Annotated in this window: 24 protein-coding genes and 1 tRNA gene; 8 read left to right on the plus strand and 17 right to left on the minus strand. The window is 71.9% G+C overall.

Features of this window, described 5'->3' with window-relative positions:
- Nucleotides 1-2 precede the first annotated feature (2 nt).
- Genes IE290_RS20545 through sp36 form a run of 4 tightly spaced genes read right to left on the minus strand, consistent with a single transcriptional unit; the run spans nt 3 to nt 2,448 of the window.
- The gene (locus IE290_RS20545; RefSeq protein WP_191246218.1) at nt 3-1,181 is read right to left on the minus strand and encodes a hypothetical protein; all 1,179 of its coding nucleotides are present in this window, start codon (nt 1,179-1,181) and stop codon (nt 3-5) included.
- 33 nt (nt 1,182-1,214) lie between these two features.
- Nucleotides 1,215-1,835: a hypothetical protein gene (locus IE290_RS20550; RefSeq protein ID WP_191246219.1), complete on the minus strand. Its 621-nt coding sequence runs from the start codon at nt 1,833-1,835 to the stop codon at nt 1,215-1,217.
- On the minus strand, nt 1,835-2,290 hold the full coding sequence (locus IE290_RS20555) for a RidA family protein (protein WP_191246220.1): 456 nt from the start codon (nt 2,288-2,290) through the stop codon (nt 1,835-1,837). The genes IE290_RS20550 and IE290_RS20555 overlap by 1 nt, the downstream gene beginning before the upstream one ends.
- Nucleotides 2,287-2,448: a Sp36 family protein gene (gene sp36 / locus IE290_RS20560; RefSeq protein ID WP_017985509.1), complete on the minus strand. Its 162-nt coding sequence runs from the start codon at nt 2,446-2,448 to the stop codon at nt 2,287-2,289. The genes IE290_RS20555 and sp36 overlap by 4 nt, the downstream gene beginning before the upstream one ends.
- 71 nt (nt 2,449-2,519) lie before the next feature.
- Between sp36 and bagA the strand changes: the two genes are divergently transcribed.
- Nucleotides 2,520-3,524 (plus strand): ATPase BagA, encoded by a 1,005-nt coding sequence (bagA, locus tag IE290_RS20565; RefSeq protein WP_191246221.1) that lies wholly within the window; start codon nt 2,520-2,522, stop codon nt 3,522-3,524.
- The gene (bagB, locus tag IE290_RS20570; RefSeq protein ID WP_191246222.1) at nt 3,524-4,639 is read left to right on the plus strand and encodes an ATPase BagB; all 1,116 of its coding nucleotides are present in this window, start codon (nt 3,524-3,526) and stop codon (nt 4,637-4,639) included. Before bagA ends, bagB begins: the two co-directional genes overlap by 1 nt.
- On the opposite strand, the gene IE290_RS20575 is transcribed toward bagB, so the two are convergent.
- Nucleotides 4,636-4,926, minus strand: a complete 291-nt coding sequence (locus IE290_RS20575; protein ID WP_191246223.1) for a WhiB family transcriptional regulator — start codon at nt 4,924-4,926, stop codon at nt 4,636-4,638. The genes bagB and IE290_RS20575 overlap by 4 nt on opposite strands.
- Nucleotides 4,927-5,138: 212 nt before the next feature.
- On the opposite strand from IE290_RS20575, the gene IE290_RS20580 reads away from it, so the two are divergent.
- The 3 genes from IE290_RS20580 (at nt 5,139) to IE290_RS20590 (ending at nt 8,440) form a co-directional block, all read left to right on the plus strand.
- On the plus strand, nt 5,139-7,298 hold the full coding sequence (locus IE290_RS20580) for a transglycosylase domain-containing protein (RefSeq protein ID WP_191246224.1): 2,160 nt from the start codon (nt 5,139-5,141) through the stop codon (nt 7,296-7,298).
- A gap of 67 nt (nt 7,299-7,365) precedes the next feature.
- On the plus strand, nt 7,366-8,337 hold the full coding sequence (locus tag IE290_RS20585) for a metallophosphoesterase (RefSeq protein ID WP_191246225.1): 972 nt from the start codon (nt 7,366-7,368) through the stop codon (nt 8,335-8,337).
- A 29-nt stretch (nt 8,338-8,366) separates the two neighbouring features.
- Nucleotides 8,367-8,440, plus strand: a tRNA-Pro gene (locus IE290_RS20590).
- A 346-nt stretch (nt 8,441-8,786) separates the two neighbouring features.
- Here IE290_RS20590 and IE290_RS20595 read toward each other — a convergent pair.
- On the minus strand, nt 8,787-9,533 hold the full coding sequence (locus tag IE290_RS20595) for a class I SAM-dependent methyltransferase (RefSeq protein ID WP_191246226.1): 747 nt from the start codon (nt 9,531-9,533) through the stop codon (nt 8,787-8,789).
- 17 nt (nt 9,534-9,550) lie between these two features.
- Between IE290_RS20595 and IE290_RS20600 the strand changes: the two genes are divergently transcribed.
- Nucleotides 9,551-11,401: a prolyl oligopeptidase family serine peptidase gene (locus IE290_RS20600; protein ID WP_373300472.1), complete on the plus strand. Its 1,851-nt coding sequence runs from the start codon at nt 9,551-9,553 to the stop codon at nt 11,399-11,401.
- Here IE290_RS20600 and IE290_RS20605 read toward each other — a convergent pair.
- The 4 genes from IE290_RS20605 to IE290_RS20620 all read right to left on the minus strand — a co-directional run bounded on the left by IE290_RS20605 (nt 11,398) and on the right by IE290_RS20620 (nt 13,267).
- Nucleotides 11,398-11,541, minus strand: coding sequence for a hypothetical protein (locus tag IE290_RS20605; protein ID WP_373300473.1), 144 nt, complete (start codon nt 11,539-11,541; stop codon nt 11,398-11,400). The two genes, IE290_RS20600 and IE290_RS20605, sit on opposite strands and share 4 nt — an antisense overlap.
- 188 nt (nt 11,542-11,729) lie before the next feature.
- On the minus strand, nt 11,730-12,206 hold the full coding sequence (locus IE290_RS20610) for a Dps family protein (protein ID WP_191246228.1): 477 nt from the start codon (nt 12,204-12,206) through the stop codon (nt 11,730-11,732).
- A 31-nt stretch (nt 12,207-12,237) separates the two neighbouring features.
- Nucleotides 12,238-12,657: an organic hydroperoxide resistance protein gene (locus IE290_RS20615; RefSeq protein ID WP_191246229.1), complete on the minus strand. Its 420-nt coding sequence runs from the start codon at nt 12,655-12,657 to the stop codon at nt 12,238-12,240.
- 64 nt (nt 12,658-12,721) lie between these two features.
- A complete protein-coding gene (locus tag IE290_RS20620; protein WP_191246361.1) occupies nt 12,722-13,267 on the minus strand; it encodes an NADPH-dependent FMN reductase in 546 nt (181 codons plus the stop codon).
- A gap of 126 nt (nt 13,268-13,393) precedes the next feature.
- Between IE290_RS20620 and IE290_RS20625 the strand changes: the two genes are divergently transcribed.
- Nucleotides 13,394-14,440 carry an alpha/beta hydrolase gene (locus IE290_RS20625; protein ID WP_191246230.1) on the plus strand — a complete coding sequence of 349 codons (1,047 nt, stop codon included), beginning with the start codon at nt 13,394-13,396 and terminating at the stop codon, nt 14,438-14,440.
- A gap of 63 nt (nt 14,441-14,503) precedes the next feature.
- On the opposite strand, the gene IE290_RS20630 is transcribed toward IE290_RS20625, so the two are convergent.
- The 5 genes from IE290_RS20630 to IE290_RS20650 all read right to left on the minus strand — a co-directional run bounded on the left by IE290_RS20630 (nt 14,504) and on the right by IE290_RS20650 (nt 19,241).
- Entirely contained in the window at nt 14,504-15,010 is a 507-nt protein-coding gene (locus IE290_RS20630; protein ID WP_191246231.1) for a hypothetical protein, read from the minus strand.
- Nucleotides 15,011-15,912: 902 nt separating this feature from the next.
- Nucleotides 15,913-16,413 carry a hypothetical protein gene (locus IE290_RS20635; protein ID WP_191246232.1) on the minus strand — a complete coding sequence of 167 codons (501 nt, stop codon included), beginning with the start codon at nt 16,411-16,413 and terminating at the stop codon, nt 15,913-15,915.
- Between the two features lie 107 nt (nt 16,414-16,520).
- Nucleotides 16,521-17,081 (minus strand): P-loop nucleotide/nucleoside kinase family protein, encoded by a 561-nt coding sequence (locus IE290_RS20640; RefSeq protein ID WP_191246233.1) that lies wholly within the window; start codon nt 17,079-17,081, stop codon nt 16,521-16,523.
- Nucleotides 17,082-17,140: 59 nt separating this feature from the next.
- Entirely contained in the window at nt 17,141-18,328 is a 1,188-nt protein-coding gene (locus IE290_RS20645) for an MFS transporter (protein WP_191246234.1), read from the minus strand.
- Between the two features lie 40 nt (nt 18,329-18,368).
- Nucleotides 18,369-19,241, minus strand: coding sequence for an aldo/keto reductase family oxidoreductase (locus IE290_RS20650; RefSeq protein WP_308431366.1), 873 nt, complete (start codon nt 19,239-19,241; stop codon nt 18,369-18,371).
- 126 nt (nt 19,242-19,367) lie between these two features.
- Here IE290_RS20650 and IE290_RS20655 point away from each other — a divergent pair, with 126 nt between their 5' ends.
- Nucleotides 19,368-20,237, plus strand: coding sequence for a helix-turn-helix domain-containing protein (locus IE290_RS20655; RefSeq protein WP_229874620.1), 870 nt, complete (start codon nt 19,368-19,370; stop codon nt 20,235-20,237).
- Here the strand turns inward: IE290_RS20655 and IE290_RS20660 are convergent.
- Both IE290_RS20660 and IE290_RS20665 read right to left on the minus strand, forming a co-directional pair.
- Nucleotides 20,176-20,529: a DUF8711 family protein gene (locus IE290_RS20660; RefSeq protein ID WP_229874621.1), complete on the minus strand. Its 354-nt coding sequence runs from the start codon at nt 20,527-20,529 to the stop codon at nt 20,176-20,178. The genes IE290_RS20655 and IE290_RS20660 overlap by 62 nt on opposite strands.
- Before the next feature lie 18 nt (nt 20,530-20,547).
- On the minus strand, nt 20,548-22,878 hold the full coding sequence (locus IE290_RS20665; RefSeq protein ID WP_229874622.1) for an SdrD B-like domain-containing protein: 2,331 nt from the start codon (nt 22,876-22,878) through the stop codon (nt 20,548-20,550).
- Nucleotides 22,879-22,938: the final 60 nt, after the last annotated feature.

Below are 22,938 nucleotides of genomic sequence, written 5' to 3' on the forward strand. Positions count from 1 at the left end.
AATCAGGAACCGGAGAAGCCGTCGACCCAGCGCGGGTCGTCGTCGGGCCGTCCGGAGCCGTTGGCCCGGACCTTGGCGGCCTCGGCGCGCTCCCGCTCGGCGAGCTCGGCGTGCAGCTCACGCAGGAGCTGGCGGTCGCGCTCGGACAGCTGCGGGTCGTTGAGGTCGAGTTCCGGGATTTCGATCACTTCACCCGGTCCGATCGTCGCCGAGGCCACGGCTCTGGGCTTCTCGCCGTCCTCCGCGGCCAGCTGCGCCCGCAGCTGGGCGACCTCCTCGGAGGTCATGTCCATGGTGTTCTCCACGCGGCTGGGCTCGGGACCCTCCTCGCGCGGCTTGAACATGTGGCCGGGCCCGCCCGGGTGCCGGACGACCTCGGTCGCCTCCGTCTCGGAAGTCTCCGCGGCCGCTTCAGTGGTGGTGGTCTCCTCCGCGGCCGGAGGTTCGGGCTCCTCGGGCTCGTCCCCGGCGGCGACCGAGGCGTGCGCCACGTGCCGGCCGGAGCCCTGGCGCTGCGCGGGCGCCGTGGGGGCGGAGGGCGGGACGGCCCCGCCGGAGAGCCAGACCGCGGTGGCCGCGGCCAGTGCCTGCTCGTGGTAGCGGGAGCGCTCGGTGGACGGCCCGGTGACCTCGACGACCGACCGGATCCCGGCGCGCCGCAGCGCGGCGTCGATGCGGTACGCGGCGGCCGGCGGGTTGCCCTCCGGGCCGATCTCGACGAGCACCACGCGCTGTGGAAGCGGGCCCGGCACGCTGCCGGCCGGGGTGTTGCGCCACACCGCGTGCACCGACCGCAGGTCCGGCAGCACCTGGAGGGTCCGGTCGAGCGCGTCGGCGACGCCGTGCTCGGGCTGGTGGTCGCCGGTGAAGCGGTGCAGGACGCCGGTCTCGGCCTCCGGGTCGTTCACCACCAGCTGGTCGGCGAGCGTCGCGTCCGACCGCGTCAGTTCCAGGACCAGCGCCAGCTCGTGCCGCTCCGCCTCGCGGACCGGCAGCCGGCCCGCGATCAGCGCACCCGTGGTCAGCTCGGCGGCCTCGTCGAGGCGCGCTCGCGCGATCAGCTCGCGCGCCTCCGACAGCAGGCTGTCGTCCAGGCGGCCTGCCAGCCCCAGCAACAGGTTGTGCAGCCGCAACGGCACCGCGAACCCGTCGCCCGCGATCCCGTCGTGGACGTCCACCATCTAGCTTCTCCCTCCAGCTCGGCAGGAGTGCCGTTACGCGGCGACGAGCCGGTGCCCGGTGTCCACCGCACCGACGCAGACGAGCTCGGAGCTCGCCAGTGCGGCCTGGTGGTACTCCGGCAGCTCGAACCGCGGCGGCATCACCTCGACGCTGGGTTCCTCGTCCCCCAGCACCCGCAGGACCCGCTGCAGCTCCCCGGTCAGCCTCGGCAGTCCGGACAGGGCCGTGATCAGCAGCACACGCTTGGGTTCCTCCCCCGTGCGCTGACGCCAGCTCTGCCGCACCTCGCCGACGTCCGGCCGACCCCGCAGGGTGGCGTGGACCAGCGCGGACACCGAGTCAACCGAGTTCACCTGATCGGGTGCACTCGGGGTGAATGTGTACCGGTTCTCGCCGACCTCGTCCACCCCCAGGGTCGAACTCACCTGGTGCCAGTCCGCGCCGTGCGGCACGAGACCCGCCACGAGCAGGCGATACTCCGGCTGGTCGAGATCGATGTTGTGCTTGAGCAGCGTGCGCGGCAACGTTCGAGCCAAGGTCGACATCGCGCCCTCGCCCAGCCAGTCCCGGTAGCGCCAGAGCAGGCGGTCGGGCATCCGCCCCGCCAGCCGCAGCAACAGCTCGTGGCACGAGGCTTCAATGTCCGGGTCCATCAGCTCACCTCGACAATCAGTTCGACCTCGACCGGTGCCCCCAGCGGCAGCTCGGCCACACCCACCGCCGAGCGGGCGTGCGCGCCCGCGTCGCCGAAGATCTCGCCGAAGAGCTCCGACGCGCCGTTGATCACAGCCGGCTGGCCGGTGAACCCCTCCGCGGACGCGACGTACCCGACGACCTTCACGATCCGGACGATCGACTCGAGACCGACGAGCGCGTCCACCGCCGCGATCGCGTTCAGCGCCGCGGTCCGGGCGTAGCGCTTGGCCTCCTCCGGGCTCACCTCGGCGCCGACCTTGCCGGTCCCCTCCAGCTTGCCGTTGACGAACGGCACCTGGCCCGCGGTGTAGACCATCGACCCGCTGCGCACGGCCGGCACGTAGGCGGCCACCGGCGCGGCGACGCCCGGCAGCTCGATCCCGAGTTCGGCCAGGCGGTCGCCCCAGCTCATGCCTTGGCCCGCTTCAGATAAGCGACGTGCTGCTCCCCGCTCGGGTTGGGCAGCACCGTCACCAGCTCCCAGCCGTCCTCGCCCCACTGGTCGAGGATCTGCTTGGTCGCGTGGATCAGCAGCGGAACCGTGGCGTACTCCCACTTCGTGGCGCTCATGGGGTCAATCTAGTGGTGATGGGAAGCTCTCCTCGCGGCGGCAGCGTGATCGCTGGCTTACGCTGGATCGTGTGAGCACACCCCTGGCCGGATGGACCGACGAGCTCGCCCGCGCCCGGTTGCACTTCGTCACCGGCAAGGGCGGCACCGGCAAGACGACCATGGCCGCGGCCCTCGGGATCGCGCTGGCCAGCCACGGACGGCGCGTGCTGCTGGTCGAGGTCGAGGGCAGGCAGGGGTTCGCCCAGCTCTTCGACACCGAGCCGCTGCCCTACGCCGAGCAGCGGATCGCGGCGGTGCCCGGCGGCGGTGAGCTGCGGGCCCTGCACATCGACGTGGAAGCGGCGCTGCTCGAGTACTTCGAGATGTTCTACAACCTGGGCTTCGCGGGCCGGACGCTGCGCCGGATGGGGGCGATCGAGTTCGCCACCACGCTCGCGCCGGGTCTGCGGGACGTGCTGCTCACCGGCAAGATCAAGGAGTGCGTCGGGCGGACCGGCCCGGACGGCAGGCACGTCTACGACGCCGTCGTGGTCGACGCGCCGCCGACCGGCCGCGTGGTCAAGTTCCTCGACGTCACCAAGGCCCTGACCGACCTGGCGAAGGCCGGCCCGATCCGCGGGCAGGCCGAGGGCGTGGTGCGGCTGCTGCACTCCGAGGAGACGGTCGTGCACCTGGTGACGCTCCTGGAGGAGATGCCGGTGCGCGAGACCGTGGAGGCGGTGGCCGAGTTGGACGGCGCCGACCTGCGGCCGGGCGCGGTGCTGGTCAACCGGGTGCGACCGCCGCGGCTGCCCGCCCGGTCGGTGACGTCGGCCGCGGACGGTCGCGTGGACGCCTCGCGCGTGCGCAGCGGCCTGGCCGCGGCCGGGCTCGAACTGCCGGACGACACGATGGACGCGCTGGTCGCGGAGACCGTGGAACACGCCATCCGGGTCGCCGCCGAGCAGCGGTCGCGGGAGCAGCTCGCCGAGGCGGACCTGCCGACGCTGGAGGTGCCGGAGGAGTCCGGCGGGATTGACCTCGCCGCGCTCTACGACCTGGCCGAGTCGTTGACCGACCAAGGGGTGCGCTGATGACCGAGCGGCTCGACGTCGACGCCTTGATCGACGACCCGAAGACGCGGATCGTCGTGTGCTGCGGCTCCGGCGGGGTGGGCAAGACCACCACCGCCGCGGCGCTCGCGCTGCGGGCCGCCGAGCGCGGCCGCCAGACGGTGGTGCTCACGATCGACCCGGCGCGGCGGCTCGCGCAGGCGCTCGGGCTGCGGGAGCTGGGCAACCACCCGCGTCAGGTGTCGGTCGCCGGGTTCGAGCCCAAGGGCGAGCTGTGGGCGATGATGCTCGACATGCGGCGCACCTTCGACGACATGGTGCGCACCCACGCCGGGCCGGAACGCGCCGAGGCGCTGCTCGCGAACCCCTTCTACCAGACCATTTCCACGTCGTTCTCCGGCACGCAGGAGTACATGGCGATGGAGAAGCTGGGCCAGCTCGCGGCCACCGACGAGTGGGACCTGATCGTCGTCGACACCCCGCCGAGCCGGTCCGCGCTGGACTTCCTGGACGCGCCGAACCGGCTGTCCAGCGCCCTGGACGGGCGCATGATCCGGCTGCTCACCGGTCCCGCGAAGGCCGGCGGCTGGGGTCTGCGGAAGGTGGTCAGCACCGGGTTCTCGATCTTCGCGAAGGCCGTGTCGACGATCATCGGCGGGCAGCTGCTGGCCGACGCGTCCGCGTTCATGCAGGCCTTCGACAGCATGTTCGGCGGGTTCCGGGAACGCGCCCGCAAGACCGCCGAGCTGCTGCGCTCGGAGGGCACGTCGTTCCTGGTGGTCGCCGCGCCGGAGCCGGACGCCCTGCGCGAGGCGAGCTACTTCGTGGAACGGCTCGGCGGCGAGAACATGCCGCTGGCCGGGCTGGTCGCGAACCGCACCCACCCGGTGCTGGCGGACCTGTCGGCCACGGCGGCGCTGTCCGCGGCCGAGAAGCTGGAGGCGACCGCGCCGCTGGCCACCGCGGTGCTGCAGCTGCACGCCGACCGGGTCGCGATGGCCGACCGCGAGAAGCGGCTGCTGGCGCGCTTCACGCGCGCGCATCCCGGAGTCCCCCTGGTCGAGGTGCCCGCGCTCCCCAGCGACGTGCACGACCTCGGGGGCCTCCGGGAAATCGGCGACCGCTTGGCGACCTAGGACGCCGCTTCGGCGAAGTCCTTGCGCGCCGAATCCAGCAGGTCGGACCACGATTCGACGTCCGGGCGGCGGCGCAGCAGGGCGCGCCGCTCCCGTTCGGTCATCCCTCCCCAGATGCCGAAGCTGATGCGGTTGTCCAGCGCCTCGGCCAGGCATTCGGTGCGCACCGGGCACCCCATGCAAACCAGTTTGGCCCGGTTCTGGTCCGCTCCCCGCACGAACAGCTCATCCGGATCCGCCTCCCGGCAGAGGGCGCGCACGCGCCAGCTCTGTGGTGTGGATTCCATCCCCCAAGCTCCCCTCGTGATGTACCTGCTCACCCGGAGCCTCCCCGGCTCCGCACTACGTGAGACGTTGACGGACTGTAGAGGCCGACGGTTCCCACCGCCAAGAGCCCGATGGAAATTCGTTACCGGAATACGTCGCGGGCCCGGCGTTCCCGTGGTATTCAACGGACGCGGCCCGGCGGGGTGACGCCCGTTCCCACTACGCTGGCGATGTGCGCAAGACGGATGGTCTGTTCAAACTGCTCGGCCTGTGCCTGCTCGCGGGAATCCTCGTCGCCGGGGTGCTGTTCCCCGTGGTCGGCGCCGCCGGGGTCGCGTCGAACAGGGCGAGCGAGACGGTCGACAGCATGTCCGCCGAACTCGCGAACGTGCCGCCGCCGCTGGTCACCACGATCACGGATTCGGCTGGCAACCAAATCGCCACGCTCTACGACCAGTACCGCATCCCGACGGCCAGTGACGAGATCAACGAGGCCATGAAATGGGCGCTGGTCTCCACCGAGGACCGGCGTTTCTACGAGCACCACGGCGTGGACTGGAAGGGCACGCTGCGCGCCGCGCTGAGCAACAGCGCCGGCGGCGACACCCAGGGCGCCTCCACGCTCACCCAGCAGTACGTCAAGAACTACCTCATCAACGTCATCTACCGGGACGACCCGGTGGGCCAGCAGAAGGCCCAGGAGCAGTCGATCGCCCGCAAGCTCAAGGAAGCGCGGATCGCGATCCAGCTCGAGAACACGATGACCAAGGACCAGATCCTCACCAGCTACCTCAACGTCGTGGAGTTCTCGCGCAAGATCTACGGCGTCGGGGCGGCCGCGCAGGCCTACTTCAACACCACCGCGGACAAGCTGTCGGTCACCCAGGCCGCGCTGCTCGCCGGTATGGTCAACAACCCGCCGTTCTACGACCCGTGGAGCCACCCGGACCGCGCCACCGAGCGCCGCAACCTGGTGCTCGACCGCATGGTGGACAACCTGAAGCTGTCCAAGGCCGACGCCGAGCGGATGAAGACCGAGCCGCTGGGCGTCGTCCCCGGCGGGCCGTCCAAGCCGGCCGCCAACTGCGTCGGCGCCGGGCCGGAGAACGGGTTCTTCTGCCAGTACGTCCAGGACTACCTGCTCTCGCACGGTATGGACAAGAACGACCTCTACTCCGGCGGCTACACCATCCGCACGACCATGGACCAGCGCGCCAACCACGAGGCGAAGATGTCCGCGCAGACCCAGGTCAGCAAGACGCAGAAGAACGTCGCGAACGTGCTGTCCCTGGTGCGGCCGGGCAAGAACCGGCACGAGGTGATCGCGCTCGCCGCGAACCGCGACTACGGCACGGACGCCAGCGCCGGGCAGACGACGTACGCGTTGCCCTCGGGCGTCTACAACACCGGCGGTGCCGGGTCGAGCTACAAGATCTTCACCTCGGCGGCGGCGATCCAGAACCGGGTGATGGGCATCTACGACACCATCGAGGTGCCGAACTTCTACGTGTCCAATGTGTTCACCGGTGGTTCGAACCGTTGTCCCACAGTGGCGCTGGGCACCCGCGCGTACTGCCTGGGCAACGCGACCGACTACGAGGGCGGCACCCGGACCATGACGCTGCAGCAGGCGCTGCAGACCTCGCCCAACACCGCGTTCGTCATCCTCGAGGAGCGCACCGGAATGGGCCCGATCGTCGACATGGCGAGCAAGCTCGGTCTGCGCGAGACGATGACGCGCAACATCGGTGGCGGCGAGGTCAAGCCGGACTCGAAGAACGCCGGCGAGAACAAGACCCAGACCGCGTTCTTCGGGCCGACCGACAAGTCGCCCGGCCAGGGTTCGTTCACGCTCGGCGTGTCGGCGACCAGCAACCTGGAGATGGCGAACGTCGCGGCGACGATCCTCAGCGGCGGCGTGTGGTGCCCGCCGACACCGATCGCGCAGGTGCAGGACCGCGACGGCAAGCCGATCCCGATCAACGAGCAGCCGTGCGAGCAGGTGATGGACGAGGCCGCCGCGAACAGCCTGGCGCAGGGCATGAGCAAGGACGACCTGCCCGGCGGCACCGCGGCCGCGGCGGCCGGCCAGGTGGGCTGGAACCGGCCGATGATCGGCAAGACCGGTACCACCCAGAGCAACGGCTCCGCGGCCTTCGTCGGCGGCACCCCGCAGCTCGCGGGCGCCGCGATGGTGTTCCGGCCGGAGGGCGGCAGCGGCGGTCTGTGCGACGGCGGGCCCGGCAACGTCTACACCTGCGGTGAAGGCAACATGTTCGGTGGCAAGACACCCGCCCGGACCTGGTTCGGCGCGGTGAGCAAGATCCTCGGGCCCAACGACCCGATCCTGCCGCTACCGCCGTCCGACCCGCGCTACGAACGGGCTCGCTGAGCGAGGCGTCCCCGGGCGCTGAACTCACCGGCGCCCGGGGACGCCTACCGACCCGTATCCTGGCGACGTGAGCACGGTCCGTGACAGCCACCAGCTGACAGCCAAACGCCTCGCCGCCGGGACGGTCGCTCTCGGGGCCGCCGCGTTCGGATACGCCTCCGGCATCGAGCGGCGGCACTTCGTGCTCCGCACCGCCGAACTGCCCGTCCTCGCGCCCGGCGCGCGGCCCATGCGCGTCCTGCACGTCTCCGACCTGCACATGCTCCCCGGGCAGCGGGCCAAGCAACGGTGGGTCGCCGCGCTCGACCGGCTCGACCCCGACCTCGTCGTCAACACCGGCGACAACCTCGCCCACCCCAAGGCCGTCCCCGCCGTCCTGCGCGCCCTCGGCCCCCTCCTGGAGCGGCCCGGCCTGTTCGTGTTCGGCAGCAACGACTACTACGCGCCCAAACCCAAGAACCCCGCCCGCTACCTCATGCCCCGCGGCAAGAAGAAGCGCATCCACGGCAAGAAACTCCCCTGGCGCGACCTGCGCGCGGCCTTCCTCGAACACGGCTGGCAGGACCTCACCCACGTCCGGCGCACCCTCACCGTCGGCGGGCAGACGGTGTTCGCCGCCGGCCTCGACGACCCCCACCTGCGCCGCGACCGCTACGGCGAGATCGCCGGCCCCGCCGAAGCCGCGACACTGCGCCTCGGCGTCACCCACTCGCCCGAACCACGCATCCTGGACCCCTTCGCCGCCGACGGCTACGACCTCGTCCTCGCCGGCCACACCCACGGCGGCCAGCTGCGCATCCCCGGCATCGGCGCCCTGGTGACCAACTGTGAGCTGGACCGCAGCCGCGCCCGCGGAGCCTCCCGCTGGGGAGCGCACATGTGGCTGCACGTCTCGGCCGGACTGGGCACCTCCCCCTACGCCCCGGCCCGCTTCGCCTGCCCACCCGAAGCAACGCTGTTGACGCTGGTCGAACGCGGCGGGACCACGACGAAGACCACGAAGGCCACCCCCCGCAAAGCCCCCCGCGCCATCCGCTAAACTCTTCTTCGACCCGCTAAGCAGTACATCGGGGTGTGGCGCAGCTTGGTAGCGTGCCTCGTTCGGGTCGAGGAGGTCGTGGGTTCAAATCCCGCCACCCCGACGGAAGATCCGGGGATCCCCTGTCCGCCGAAACAAGGCGGACGGGGGATCTTCCTTTGTGTCTTCTGGGGGTCGAACCCCCAGACCCCCGCCAGGGGGCAAGCCCCCTGGACCCCCCGCGATCGCGTGCGGGGAGACCGGGTGCCGCGTGTGGCGCGTGTCGCGGGGCGACATCCGCGCCGTGGGCGCGCGCCACCTTCATACCGGCGGTCGTGTGGGGGCGTGACCACCCCTCCAACCACACCCCCTCCGGACCCGATCCCCAGCCTTCTTCGAGGTCGGGGCGGGTGGGGGTGCCGGGGCGTAGCGGAGCGGAGCCGGCGCCCTCAGATACGCGCGTAGCGCCCTTACTTCACTGCCAAGAGCTCGACCCAGTGTTGTGTGAAGTCGCCCTCTCCGGTGTGGGACCAGGCCCAGGCCGATCTGGCTGCGGAGGCCAGTTGGTCTCGGTCGGCCGGCGAGGCGCTCAGTGCGGCGTCCAGGCGTGCCTCCACGTAGCGCGCCAGCTGGCGGTAGCTCATGTCGGCACGGAAGCGGCCGTGCGTGCGGACCTCGCGGAAACCGGCAGCCGTGACCCACGCCGCGACGTGCTTTCCGGCGAACGGGTCGCCACCCGCCCGGCGATGGAGCAGGTAGTGGCCCCGCAGCGCGGCAGCGACGTTCGCCGTGGCGGGGCGCAAGCGCGCGCGGGACCAGTCCGAAGTGGACAAAGCCAGGGTGCCGCCGGGGCGCAGGACGCGCCGGATCTCGGTCAGCGCGTCGCCGGGGCGGGCCAGGTGTTCGAACAACGCGTGCGCGAACACCAGGTCCACGCTCTCAGCCGCCACCGGCAACGCGTACACGTCCCCGGCAACGAACTCCACTGTGGACGATTCCGGGAACTGGCCCGGCTCCCGGTCCACCCCCACCACGTTGCCCCGCCCGGCGATCGTCGCGAACCCGGCGGTGATCGTGCCCGGGCCGCACCCCACGTCCAGCACGCGCATGCCCGGTCGCAGCAGCCGCAACACGTATTCCGCACGGTCGGCTGCGGTGCGTGACGCCATGATCGACAGCGCGTCCTGCGCGAACCCGGGCGCGTATCCCTCCAGCACACGCACACGGTACGGACATGAGCTGGCAGGATCGAGGGGTGACTACCCAGCACCCGCCCGCGAACATCCCCGACCGCCTCTTCGACGACCCCGAGGCCGAGGCCCGCTGGCGCGCGCGGTTCCACGCCCCGCGCGTGTCGGTGCCGGACTGGTCCCTCGACGCGCCCGACCGCAACATCTACGTCTCCAACGCCAGCGGTGTCTGGGAGGTCTACTCCTGGGACCGCGCCACCGGCGAGCACCGCCAGGTCACCGACCGCCCCAACGGCACCCTGCACGCCACCACCTCCCCCGACGGCAGCGCCATCTGGTGGTTCAACGACACCGACGGCGACGAGTTCGGCACCTGGATGCGCCAGCCGTTCGACGGCGGCCCGGCCGAGCCCGCGCTGCCGGACGTCCACGCCGGCTACCCGGCCGGGCTCGAGATCGGCCACCGCGTCATCGCCAGTGGCGTCTCCACCGACGACGGCAGCGAGCTGTTCGCCACCCGCGACGGGCAGACCACCCGCTTCTACGCCAGCGACCAGGACGCCGGCGTCGCCGCGCTGTCCCGCGACGAGACGCTGCTCGCCATCTCGCACGCCGAGCACGGTGACTCCCGCCACCCCGCGGTCCGCGTCCTGGACACCACGAACTTCGACGCCGTCGCCGACAAGTGGGACGGCGAGGGCAAGGGCCTCACGCCGCTGGAGTTCTCACCGGTCCCCGGTGACCAGCGGCTGCTGGTGCTGCACGAGCGCCGCGGCCGCGAGGAGCTGCTGGTCTGGGACATCGCCGCCGGCACCGAGCAGGAGCTGGACCTCGGCCTGCCCGGCGAGGTCGTCGCCACCTGGTACCCCACCGCCGACGCGCTGCTCGTCGTGCACTTCCACGAGGCCCGCAGCTCGCTGCACCGCTACGACCTGACCACCGGCGAACTGTCCGGTGTGGACACCCCGCCGGGCCGGATCGGCGGCGCCGGGGTCCGCCCCGACGGCACGGTCGAGTACTCCTGGTCCAGCGCCGCCGAGCCGGCGGTCATCCGGGCCCGCGCCACCGACGGCACCGACACCGTCCTGCTCACCCCGCCCGGCGACCCCGCGCCCGGGTCGGCGCCGGTCGCCGACGCGTTCGTCGAGGGCGCCGGCGGCCGCATCCACGCGCTCGTCGCCCGCCCGCTGAACGCGCCGGACGGGCCGCTGCCCACGGTGTTCACCCTGCACGGCGGTCCGCACGCGGCCGACGAGGACCGCTTCTCCGCCTACCGGGCGGTGTGGCTGGACGCCGGGTTCGCCGTCGTCGAGGTCAACTACCGCGGCTCCACCGGCTACGGCTCGGCCTGGCGCGACGCGATCGAGGGCCGCCCGGGCCTGACCGAGCTGGAGGACGTCGCCGCGGTGTACGACTGGGCCGTGGACAGCGGCCTGAGCGACCCGGCGCGGATGGTCGTCTCCGGCGCCTCCTGGGGCGGCTACCTGACGCTGCTCGCCGTGGGCACCCAGCCCGACCGGTGGGCGGCCGGGGTGGCGAGCGTGCCGGTGGCGGACTACGTCGCCGCCTACGAGGACGAGATGGAGCAGCTGCGCCAGTTCGACCGGGCGCTGTTCGGCGGGTCGCCGGAGGACGTGCCCGCGGTGTACCAGGAGTGCTCGCCGATCACCTACGTCGACGCGGTCAAGGCGCCGGTGCTGGTCCTGGCCGGCGACAACGACCCGCGCTGCCCGATCCGCCAGATCGAGAACTACCTGGAGCGGCTGGCCAAGCGCGACCTGCCGTACGAGTTCTACCGCTACGACGCCGGCCACGGCTCGCTGGTGATCGCCGAGACGATCAAGCAGACCGCGGCCGAGGTGCACTTCGCGATGAAGGCGGTCGGCCTGGCCTAGTGGTGGAAGGCCGTGCTGGTCGAGGGCTTGGCGTGCGGCCGGTCCTGCTCACGCGGTTCGGGCAGGACCCGCGTCAGGTCCTCGACCAGCAGATCGGCCAGGTCGTGCGTCAAGCCGTTGCGGCCCACGATCCGCAGCACGGCCAACCTTCGTCCGGCTGGGCCGCGAGGGCTTCCGCATCGCGCGGCGGGTGTGGAACCGGTCGCCCGCCATCGGCACCAACTGGAGCACGGTGTCGGCGGGCAGGGTCTCCTCGTTCAGCCGGTCGCGAGGCGGCCCGGAAGAAACGGGCCCCGGAGCTCGTCCGGGGCCCGTTCGCGCGTTCGGGTCAGGCGGTCTGCGCCTGCCACATCCAGTGGGCCTTCTCCAGCTCGTGCGTGATCTCGATGAACAGGTCCTGGGTGACCAGGTCGCTCTTGTCCGTCTCGTCGATGCGCTTGCGCATGCGCTGGATCAGGTCGGCGAGGATCTGCACGATGTTCTCGATCGTGGACTCGACGCTCTGCCAGTTGTCCGGGTAGTCGGGCAGGCCCGAGCTCTCCACGACGGTCTTGGCCTTGCCGTTCGGCGAGATGCCGATCGCGTTGGCGCGCTCGGCGACCTCGTCCACGTAGTTGCGCGCGGTGGCCACCAGCTCGTCGAGCTGCAGGTGCACGCTGCGGAAGTTCGACCCGACCACGTTCCAGTGCGCCTGCTTCGCGATCAGCGACAGGTCGACCAGATCGACCAGCGCGGCCTGCAGGGCGTTACCGGTGATCTCCTTGTCGGCCGGGCTGAGCGGGCTCTGGATGGGTGCGTTCGCCATCGAAAAAATCCTCCTTGTCGACAACTCTTCGTCAGGTCGTCGCGGTGATCTCGACCTGGATGTTTCCCCTGGTGGCGCGAGAGTAAGGACACACCTGGTGCGCCTGCGCCGCAAGTTCACCGGCCTTGTCCTGCTCCAGACCGGGCAGGTGGGACACGAGCTTGACGGCCAGCTCCAGCACGCCCTCGACCCGGCCGATGCCGACCTCGGCGGTGACGGCGGAGTCGCCCAGCTCGATGCCGGCCTTGCGCGCCACGCGGCGCAGCGAATTGTGGAAGCAGGCCGCGTAACCGGCGGCGAACAGCTGCTCGGGGTTGGTCATCTCGCCGCCGGGGCCGCCCATCTCCTTGGGTACGGCCAGCCGTTCGTCGATGACGCCGTCCGAGGACGTGACCTCACCGTTGCGGCCGTCGCCACGGGCGGTCGCGACCGCTGTGTAGACCGGTTCCACCTGGTTCCCTCCGCCGACGGCAGGTGTCAGCAGGTGGATACCCAGCGGGCCGGCGGACGAATCCTCAGCGGCGGGCGCGGGCGAAGTCCACGACCTGCTGCCCGATCAGCTTGAGCGTGGTCACGGCCTTCTCCTCGGAGGCGCCGCCGACCTCGTCGAACTTGACCTCGGCGGAGTTGATCGACCCGCCCAGTGGCGTGGGCCACCCGCGCAGCGCGTGCGTGATGGTCCGCAGCTGGTCGAGCGTGGTCACCGCGGCCTGCCACCCGAACGCGACGGCGGCCAGCCCGACCGCGCGGCCGTCCAGGTAGGGGCGCTCGTCGGGCCGCAGGTCCTCGACGTAGTCCAGCGCGTTCTTGATCAGCCCGGACAGCGCGCCGTGGTAGCCGGGCGAGACGATGATCAGCCCGTCGGCCCGGCGGATGGCCTCCACCAGCCGGACCGCCTGCGGCGTGCGTTCCTCGATCGCCGAGTCGTAGAACGGCAGCACGAGATCGTCGCCCGTCAGGGCGAGCGTTTCGGCTCCGGCCTCGGCCGCGCTGCCCAGCGCGATCCGCAGGGCGCGCTCGGACTGTGAGCCCGGGCGCAGGGAGCCGCCGATACCGACCACGTTGACCGCCGCACTAGTCACGCGTTCGAGGCTAACCCCTCTACCTAAGTGGAGGACCAGGATCTGGGACGGAGGCGACGGTCACACCCTGGCCAGTTTGCCTACCAGTGAGTAACCTCACCGGTCATGGCGACCTCACTGCGGAGCCGCGCGGAAGCCCTCGCGGCTCAACTGATCTTCGGGCTCCCCGAGCCCGCCCGGCGGCTGATCGCCGGACGCCCGATCCGGCTGGACGGTCAGGAACTCGCGCTCGACGCGCAGCTGCTGCTCCGGCTCCAGCAGCTCAACCGGGTCAGCATGTCCGCGGGCACGCCCGAGGTCGCCCGGCAGCGGATCCTCGACTCCGGCCCCCTGGTCAGCGGCAAGCCGATCGAGCCGGTGCGCACGGAGGAGATCGTGATCCCGGCCGAGCACGGCCCGGTGCCGGCGACGCTCTACGTGCCCGAGGGGCTGCCGTCGCCGTCACCACTGCTGGTGTTCTTCCACGGCGGCGGCTGGGTGGTCGGCAGCCGCGCGAGCCACGACAACACCGCCCGCTACTTCGCCAAGCACGCCGGCGTCCGGGTGCTCTCGGTCGAGTACCGGCTCGCGCCCGAGCACCCGTTCCCGGCGGCCACCGAAGACGCCGTCGCCGCGTTCGGTTACGCCCACGCCAAGGCCGCCGACCTGGGGGTGGACCCGGACCGGATCGCCGTGGGCGGCGACAGCGCGGGCGGCAACCTGGCGGCGGTGACCGCCCAGGTGACGACGGCGCGCGGCGGCCCGGCCCCGGCGTTCCAGCTGCTGCTCTACCCCGGCGTGGACGCGAGCACGCGGCGCCGGTCGCGGGAGCTGTTCGCCAGCGGCTTCTTCCTCACCGACGCCGACATGACGTGGTTCATCGACCACTACGCGCCGGCCGGGGTGGACCGCACGGACACCCGGTTGTCGCCGCTGCTCGCCGAGGACTTCACCGGGCTGCCGCCGGCCTACGTCGCCACCGCCGGGTTCGACCCGCTGCGCGACGAGGGCGAGGCGTACGCGGCGAAGCTGCGGGACGCGGGCGTGCCGGTCACGTTGAGCCGTCAGCGCGACCTGATCCACGGTTACGTGAATTTCCTCGGTGTGGGCAGGCGGTTCCGGGAGGCGACCTCGGAAGCAGCCGGCGCACTGCGCGTCGGACTGCGGGCGTAAAAAGACCGGAATCCGATGTGGACGTCCACATCGGATTCCGGTCCCCCCTGCCGGATTCGCTTGTCAGGCCACCGGGACCGGCACCGGGACCGGGAGCGGCGGAGCCGAGCCGAGCAGCGAGGCGAGCAGGCCCGTCACGGTCTTCAGCAGGTTCTTGAGCAGGTTGCTGACGATGTTCAGCGGCGGCGGCAGGTCCGGGATGTCCGGCACCGGCGGCAGCTGGCGGACCTCGCCCGCCTTCGACGGGTCGGCCAGGATGCGGCTCGCCTCGGTGGCGTAGTCGTTGCTCGTGGCGGCGGTCTGCTGCGCGTCGGACTGGATGGTGTACTTCTGCCCGGCGGCGAGGTCGCCGAGCACCGGGCTCATCGCGCCGAGCGACCGCTGGGTGGCGGGCACGTCTCCGGCGTAGGCGGCCCTGGCGAGCTGGTCGCGCAACTGGAGAACCTGTTCCGCGGCGGCCTGCGTGCTGGACGTGCCCTTCCCCCCGGCCGCGGCGACGCCTGCGCCGCCCACCGCCAGCACGCTGCCGGCCACCGCAACCGCGATGACCCTGGCGAACTTGCCTAACATCTCCCTACCTCCTGGCCTCGGTGGACCTGTCAGGCTCATGCGTACCCGGGGTGTTGATCTCCCACCACTCGGCAGCCGAACGCGACGGTTTCCAACCCTCACGTGCCGGATTCGGTTTCTCGCCGAAGCCCCGCATGGGATGAACCCCGAACGGTTCTCGATCGCCCAGTTGATCAAGATTTTGGTGAGCGGCGGTTGCGCAGCGTGGTGGCGTCACCCGCCGGTACCCCAAACTCACTCGAAGCGATGCATTGGGGGCGAGGGAGGTGAGAACAGTGGACAACCGGCGGGCGGCAACGGAAGCGGGCCGGCCCCAACCAGGGCCGCATACCCACAGACAACCGCAGCCCGGCGACGCAACGGAACCGACTACCCCAACCAGACCTCCCCCGCCCCCGATCCACAGCCGATCTTTGGTCGCCGATCAGGCGTGTCAAGGTACTCTTTCCCGCCTTGACACGCCTGCTCGGCGACTGAAACACAATCAGGAATCGGGGGCGGGGGTGGTCGTAAGGTGACCTTTCGGCGCCGTAGGCGCAATCCGCCCGTAGGGCGGGCTCTTCGCCTGCCGAAGGCGGCGCCGGTTTAAAGATCAAGAGATGTCCTCGCCGGACGGGCAGGCTCCGGGATGACGGGGGACCGTTGTCGTCTCGCCTCGGGTGGGTGGGAGCCGGGTGGTCATCCCGTCGCCTGCGGTTTGTGCATATCACCTTGAGCCAGGGCCGCAAGGTTGGCATGGTCGGCTGCCGGTTGGCGGCCTGGGTTGCGGCCCTGGCTCAAGGTGATCGTTCCGGTGTCAGGCGACGGGATGACCACCCAGCTCCGGATTGTTCAGGGCACGGCGCTGGCGCGCCGCAAAAAAAATTGGTGGCCGGGCTCCATGTGGAGCCCGGCCACTCTGCTCACGCAGCGGGCACGGTCAGCGCCGGCGGCGGGGCGCCCGTCAGCGCGTTCAGCAGCTCCGTGAGCTTCTGGATCAGCGTCTTCAGCAGGTCCGCCACGATGTCCAGGGGCGGCGGCGGGTTCTGCAGCGGCGACGCGGACGGCACCTGCTTGACGGTGCTCGCCTGGGACGGGTCGGCGATGATCCGGCTCGTGGTGTCGGCGTCGGTCTTCGCGGAGGCCGCTGTTTCCCGCGTGTCCGACTGCACGGTGTACTTCTCGCCCGCGGCGAGGTCGCCCAGCAGCGGGCTCATCTGGCCCAGCGCGCGCTGGGTGCCCGGGACGTCCGCCGAGTAGGCCGAGTCCACCAGCTGGGTGCGCAGCTGCAACAACTGCTCCCCGGCGGCCTGCGTGCTGGACGTGCCCGAGCCGTCAGCCACGGCGACAGCAGCTGCTCCGGTCAACGCCAGAACGCTGCCGGCCACCACCGCGGCCACGATCCGGGCGAAGTTGCCTCTCATTCCCTACCTCCTGGTGTGGGTGACCTGACGCGGAGCGAGAAGTACCAACACCGCCGCCACTCAACCGCCCTGTCACCGGATCCGGGAATGATCACCACCCATCGGTGTCAGCGCACCACGAGGTGCAACCCGCGGCCGGCTGTGTCCCGGTCGATGACCGTGGTCTCGTTCCAGCCGCGGGGCCGCCCCTCGAACAGCAGCGCGCGCACCCGCGGCAGGCGGCGCAGGTGACGGCAGAAGGACGCCCGCCGCAGCACCCGGCCACGCGCGCGTTGCCCGTCCAGCGCCTCTCGCGGGGTGCAGTCCACCCACAGCAGGTGCCGTCGCCGCCCGGTGAGCAACCCGGTCAGCATCAGCCACGCCCGCGTCGCCGCGCCGGTCGCCGGATCGTGCACCACCACCGGCCCCTGGGTGCGGACCGCCGCGAGCACCACCCGCAGCCGGTGCAGGACGTGCACCGCCGGGCGGTACCGGCGGTACGGCGTGCCCGGCGGCAGCGCGGCGGCCAGCCGGTCGCGCATCTGGTCGGAGTCGAGCACCTCGACCGGGCGGCTGGCCTGCGTGCTGCACAGCAGGGTGCTCTTGCCCGAACCGGGCAGCCCGGCGATCACCAGCAGCGCCCGCGGTTCGATCGTCATCTCCAGGGTGGCGCCGGCTGTGCTGTTCATACCGGGCCAACGTGTGATCACACCGCCCGCGTTCCACACTTACCGGTCAAACCGGGCATTCACAGCGGCGCCACAGCCGGCACCCGGGCCGCCCGGCGACGCAGGCCGAACGCCACCGCCGCGAACCCGAGCCCGAACAGGCCTGCCGAGGCGAAGCCCCAGCCGGGCCCGGTGTGGTCGATCACGAACCCCACCACCGGGCTGCCCGCCGCCATGCCGAGCCGGGTGGCCGCGTCGAGCAAGCCCATCGCCTCGCCGCGCACCCGCGGCGGGGCCAGGGCGGTGACCTCCTCGGCGGTCGAGGCGAGCGTCGGCGCGCAGGCCAGGTTCGTCGGTACCAGTGCGATGGCGAGCAGCCACCACGGCAGCCCGCCGGCCAGCCCGACCGGGATCACGAGCACGGTCAGCAGCACCATGAGCCGCGCCTGGGAAAGCGATTTCCGCACCGCGCCGTGGATGATGCCGCCGACCGCCGACGCGACGCACATCACGGCGATCACCACGCCGGTCCAGCCCACCTCACCGGTGGCGCGCAGCGCGGCGAGCGTCGCCAGTTCCGTGCCGATCAGGCAGAACAGCGCACCCGAGGCCACCAGCAGGGCGCCGACCAGCCGCGGCGTGAGCCACTCCCGCATGGGCGGCCGCGCCGCGGTGACCACCTCGGCCTCGTGCCGGATCGGCGGGTTGAACCAGCACAGCGCGAGGGTGCCCAGGGCGAAGCAGGCGCCGATGCCGCTCAGCGCGACGGTCGACGACAGCTGCGTCGAGAGCGCGATGCCCGCGCTCGGGCCGACCATGAACGTCGTCTCGAGCAGGATCGAGTCGAGCGAGTAGGCCGAGCGCCGGGACTCCGGCGGCACCAACGCGGTCAGCACCTGGCGGGCGATCGAGCTGGCCGGCAGCACGAGCGCGCCCGCAGGCAGCGCCGCCACGAGCAGCGCGACGTAGGGCAGGTGCGGGGTGGCCAGCCAGAACGCCGCGGAGGTCAGGCCGCAGACGGAGGTGACCGGGCGCAGGCCGTAGCGGTCGATCATCCGCCCGACGAGCGGCGCGCCGAGCGCGCTGCCGAGCATCGTCGCGGTCCCGACCAGGCCCGCCTCGCCGTAGCCGCGACCGAGATCGCTGACGACGTGCAGGGTCAGCGTGATCCCGGTCGCGGTCATCGGCAGGCGCGTGAAGAAGAACAGCAGCATCGCCGTGCGGACCCCGGGCAGGGCGAGGACCTGGCGATACGGCTGGAGGGACATGCTCCCACTCTGGCACGCCCGTGCAACTCCTTTTCCGGAGCTAGGCGATCGCGTCCAGTTCGGCGATCGCGTCCGCCGGGAGCTCCAGCGACGCGGCGGCCACGTTTTCCCGCAGGTGGGCCACCGACGAGGTGCCGGGGATCAGCAGGATGTTCGGCGAGCGCTGCAGCAGCCAGGCCAGCGCGACGGCCATCGGGGTCGCGCCGAGGCGGGCGGCCACCGAGTCCAGCACCTGCGACTGCAGCGGCGAGAACCCGCCGAGCGGGAAGTACGGCACGTACGCGATGCCCTGCGCGGCCAGCGACGCGACCAGCTCGTCGTCCTCCCGGTGGGCCACGTTGTAGGCGTTCTGCACGCACACCACCGGCGCGATCGACTGCGCCTCGGCGACCTGCTCGGCGTTGACCGTGCTGATGCCGAGGTGCTTGATCAGTCCCTCCTGCTGCATCTCGACCAGCGCGGTGAACGGTTCGGCGATCGACCCCGGCACCGCGGAGTGGCCGTCGTCCCCGCCGCCGACGCGCAGGTTGACCACGTCGAGCGCGTCCACGCCGAGGTTGCGCAGGTTGTCGTGCACCTGGGCACGCAGCTGCTCGGGCGAGCGCTGGTGCAACCAGGCGCCCTGGTCGTCGCGCACCGCGCCGACCTTGGTGACCACCACGAGCCCGTCGTAGGGGTGCAGCGCCTCGCGGATGATCTGGTTCGTCACGTGCGGGCCGTAGAAGTCCGCGGTGTCGATGTGGTTGACACCCAGCTCGACGGCCTCGCGCAGCACCGCGACGGCGGCGTCCCGGTCGGCGGGCGGCCCGAACACGCCGGGGCCGGCCAGCTGCATCGCGCCGTAACCCATGCGCCCGACGGTGAGCCCGTCCGTGAGGGTGAACGTGCCGCCGGCCAGTGTGTTCGCTGTCATGGAAATCCCTTCTCGACTGCCTTCGGCTCCACGATCCGCCGCGCGCCGGGGAACAGGCAGATCCCCGGCGATCCTAGGAGTCGCGGGGACACCCACCGGGTGATCCCCGCGGTTAACGTGGATGGTGTGAGCGAAACCAACACCCTGGGCGACTACCTGCGGGCGCGGCGGGAACTCGTCCAGCCGGAGTCGGTCGGACTGGCCGCCCACGGTGTGCGCCGGGTGCCCGGGCTGCGGCGCGAAGAGGTCGCGATGCTCGCCGGCATCAGCTCCGACTACTACCTGCGCCTCGAGCAGGGCCGCGACCGCAACCCCTCCCCGCAGGTCCTCGAAGCCCTCGCCAGGGTCCTGCAGCTCGACGAGCCGGCCGCGGACTACCTGCTGAGCCTCACCACCCCGAAGCCCCGCCGCCGGCGCCGCGCCCGGCGGGAGACCGTGCCGGCCGGCACCCGTCAGCTCCTCGACGTCCTCGGCGTGCCCGCGTTCGTCGAGGGCCGCTACTTCGACGTCCTGGCGGCCAACGACCTCGCCCGCGCGCTGTCGCCGTGCCTGGCCCACGGCCACAACCGCCTGCGGGACGTGTTCCTCGACCCCGGCGAGAAGGCGCTGTACGAGGACTGGGACGAGGCCACCGCGCGCCTGGTGGCGAGCTTCCGGACCTCGGTCGGTTCGGACACCGACGACCCGGGCTTCGTGCGGCTCGTCGGCGAGCTGTCCCTGGGCAGCGAACGCTTCCGGAAGCTGTGGGCCCGGCACGACGTGCGCTCCTGCGACACGGTGCCGGTCCGGCTGCGGCACCCGCAGGTGGGCGAACTCACGCTGGGGCTGGAAAAACTCGGGGTCACCGGCGCGAAGGGACTGCTGCTCGTCGTCTACCACGCCGCGCCGGGGACGAGCAGCGCCGAGAAGCTGGCGCTGCTCGCCTCGCTCAGCTCTACGTGCACGCCTGGCGCAGACGCTCCAGGTTCGCGGTGTTCGTCTGGACCCAGTCGTTGATGTCGCTGATGCCCTGGCTCTTGCGCTGCTCCAGCGCGACGTAGGAGTCGGCGATCGCGAAGAGGTTCTGCTGCAGCGTCTGGTCCGCCACCTGGTTCCCGAGGTTCCGCAGCTCCTCGGCCTTCTGGTGCGCCTGGGCCGCCACCTCCTCGGCCGAGGCGTACGGGTTCAGGTTCGCCAGCCCGAGCGCCTGCGAGCACGCGCTCACCCGGTCCGCCGTCTCCGCGGCCTCCGCACAACCGGCCAGCGCGACCGCCATCCCGACGACTCCGAGCACCCGCAGAATTCTCATATCGCCCAAACTACCGGGTCACGGTTCCTCGCCCGCGGCCTTCCACCAGCGCGCCCCGACGACCAGCCCGATCGCCGCCACCACACCGAACAGCACCCAGCCGACCGGGAAACCGCCGCCACTGGACGACTCCTGGGCCGCGGGCACCACCGCCGGACTGGCGCTGACCAGGCCGAACCGCACCGACAGGTCCTCCCGCGGCTTGGGGCCGACGTTGACCGGGCCGGAGCAGCCCGGGTCGGCGTCGGTGCCGGTGAGCCGGAGATCGGGGTGGTCGGTGAGGTCGAAGCACACGCGGTAGGTGCCGTCGGGCAAGTCGTCGAGCAGGTACGAACCGTCCGCGGCGGTGCGCGTCACCGCCACCGGCCTGCCCACGGCGTCTTTGAGCGTCACCGCGACGCCCGCCGCGCCGGGCTCGCCCGCGTCCTGCGCGCCGTTTCCGTTGCGGTCCAGCCAGAGCAGGTCCCCGATCCGGTTGCGCGCGGGCACCAGTCCGACACCGACCCGGCCGTCGCGGTGCCCGACCCCGACCGCGACCGGCGGCGCGCACCCGCTCGCCAGGTCCACATCGGAATCCTTTGTGGACTCACCGGCGCGCGGCCTGGTGAACTGGTACCCGGTCACCGGCGCCGGGAACGCGGCGCGGTCCAGGCACACCTGGTAGGTGCCGTCCGGGATCCCGGTGAACCGGAACTGCCCGTCCGCGCCGGTCGTCGTGGCCTCCTCGCCGCCGTCGGCGCGCAGCAGCTTCACCGGCACCCCGCTCGGGCCGGACTCGGTGGCGTCGGCGATGCCGTTGCGGTTCGTGTCCGCCCACACCCGGTCCCCGATGCGGTTGACCGGCGCGGCCAGCCCCGCGTTGAGCGCGGTGTCCTCGCGCTTGCCGAGGCCCAGGGTCACCGCGGACGTGCACCCGGTGGCCGGATCGGCGCCGGAGACCGCGCCCTTCTCCACCGGGGTGAAGTCGGCGGCCGAGGGCGGCAGGTTGGCCAGGTCGAAGCACACCGCGAACGAGCCGGACGGCAGGTCGTCGAAGGAGTACTTCCCGTCCGGGCCGGTGGTGGTCATGGCGAACTGGGTGCCGTCCTCGCTGCGCAGCTTGACCGGCACCCCGGCGATCCCCGGTTCGAGGGCGCCCGGCCGCCCGTCGCCGTCGACGTCCTGCCAGACCTGCGCCGCGATCCGGTTGACCGGTGGCGCGAGGCCGGCGTCCAGCGTGAGGTCCTGGGTGTGGTCCGGCTTCAGCTCGGTCGGCCCGGTGCAGCCGGTGGCCGGGTCGGGCGCGGAGTCCTGGCCCGGGTTGCCGGCGCGCTGCCGGGTGAGCTGGTAGTCGCCGTACTGCGGCGGCAGCTTCGCGGTGTCGAAGCAGACCTGGTAGCTGCCGTCGGGCAGGTACGAGAACTGGTACTGGCCGTGCGGGCCGGTGCTGGTCCCGGCGACCGGGGTGCCGTCGGCCTTCTGCAGCCGCACGCCGACGTCGGCGACCCCGGGCTCGCCCGGGTCCTGCAGGCCGTTGCGGTTGACGTCGGCCCACACCAGGTCGCCCACCCGGTTGAGCCCGCCGACGACGCCCGCATCGACGGTGTGGTCCACCGAGCCGGGCGGCCCGATCGCGACCCGCACCGAGCCGCTGCCCGGGTCCACATCGGAATCCAGCGACTGGTCGCCCGCGTGCGGCACGGTCCACTTCAGACCTTCGACGGGCGGGGATCCGGGCAGCGGGCCGGTGTCCACGCCGCTGAAGTCGAACTTGAGCGTGTAGCAGCTGTTGGGTTGCAGGCCCTCGGCCGGGCCGAACAGGTACCGCCCGGCGGAGTCGGTGGTCTTCTCGGCCAGCGGCGCGCCACCGCCGTCGCAGCCGAGGAGCTGGACCCGCACGCCGGGCAGCGGGGGCTCGTCGCCGTCCTGGATGCCGTCGCCGTCGGTGTCGAACCACGTCCGGTCGCCCAGCTGGACCGGCCCGTCCAGGCCGCCGACGCCCATCGTCAGCGTGACGGCCTTGCCGCCGCCGACGTCGACGAACTCGGTCAGGCTGGCCCGGCTCTGGTCCTCGACCGCGGGCTTGACGTCGGGCATCGACGCCGGGATGGCGGCGTCCACGCGGTACTTGCCGCCGGACAGCGGCGTGGTGGCGAGCTGGACCGACCCGTCCGGCCCGGTGACGCCGCTGACGCTCGCGCCGCTCGGGTCGGTGGCCACCACGAGGATGCCGCCGACCCCGGTCTCACCCCGCACGACCCGCACGGTGAGCGGGCCGTCGGTGTCGTCCGCGGCCGCCACGAGCAGGGGCGTGCTCAACCCGAGCACCGCCGCCGCGCACACCAACGCGGCCAGGACATGCCTTGCCACCGCGAGCTCCCCGACTTCTCCCTGCCATCAACTGCGCCCACCCTAGAAGCGCGTTCACGT

It is taken from the genome of Amycolatopsis deserti, assembly GCF_014653945.1.
Lineage (GTDB): Bacteria > Actinomycetota > Actinomycetes > Mycobacteriales > Pseudonocardiaceae > Amycolatopsis_E > Amycolatopsis_E deserti.